Source organism: Domibacillus sp. PGB-M46 (assembly GCF_022668875.1).
Lineage (GTDB): Bacteria > Bacillota > Bacilli > Bacillales > Domibacillaceae > Domibacillus.
On record NZ_JAKGCR010000102.1, the window covers coordinates 1 to 263 of the forward strand.

A 263-nucleotide genomic window follows, 5' to 3' on the forward strand; every position below is an offset into this window, starting at 1 on the left:
TCTATCATTTTAATATTGTTGTTTGTCATTTTGGTTGTGTAGCTTTGGACCGGGTTTTTCTTACTTTTGAATGTTGGGTGACCCTTGAAATCATACGCCGTTGGCGTGTAGCCTTCTGCACATTTTTTTGCGGCACGTTTTTTTAATTCCTTTTTTGGCTGGTCCTTATATTTTTTGAATCCTTCATACTGATATTCGATGCTTGCCTGAAGAGCAATACTGTCTGGATCAGCTAACCATTTGAAGGTTTCTTTTAGCCGAGG

Annotated in this window: 1 pseudogene; it reads right to left on the bottom strand. The window is 38.8% G+C overall.

Annotated features, from left to right (window positions below):
- Window positions 1-263 (bottom strand): annotated as a pseudogene (locus L2D08_RS24755) (hypothetical protein); the annotation flags it as partial.